Source organism: Macrococcus brunensis, from assembly GCF_004359615.1.
Classification (GTDB): Bacteria; Bacillota; Bacilli; order Staphylococcales; family Staphylococcaceae; genus Macrococcus; species Macrococcus brunensis.
Window position 1 is genome coordinate 1 of sequence record NZ_SCWA01000077.1, and the last position, 252, is coordinate 252.

Sequence of the window (252 nt, forward strand, 5' to 3'; positions counted from 1 at the left end):
ATCATTCATGATCTAGTTGAATCAATACCAGAAAGTCAGTATTCAAAATACTATAACTCCCGAGGAGCTTCCTCGTACCATCCCAAGATGATGCTTAAGATTATTCTTTATTCATATACACAGTCTGGTCTGTCAACATAATATTGGACAGTTTTTATAGAATATTTCTTTATATTCCCTTGGTGTTAGATAATTTAATGCGCCGTGCGGCCTGACATTGTTATACCAGTTCACATAATCAAAAAGTTCAAT

2 protein-coding genes are annotated in these 252 nt (G+C 34.1%); one reads left to right on the forward strand and one right to left on the reverse strand.

Features of this window, described 5'->3' with window-relative positions:
• Positions 1-3: 3 nt before the first annotated feature.
• Entirely contained in the window at positions 4-141 is a 138-nt protein-coding gene (locus ERX27_RS11695) for a transposase (protein ID WP_481817046.1), read from the forward strand.
• Here the strand turns inward: ERX27_RS11695 and ERX27_RS11305 are convergent.
• On the reverse strand, positions 133-252 hold a 120-nt coding region (locus ERX27_RS11305), incomplete at its 5' end, for an IS3 family transposase (protein WP_165983039.1). The two genes, ERX27_RS11695 and ERX27_RS11305, sit on opposite strands and share 9 nt — an antisense overlap.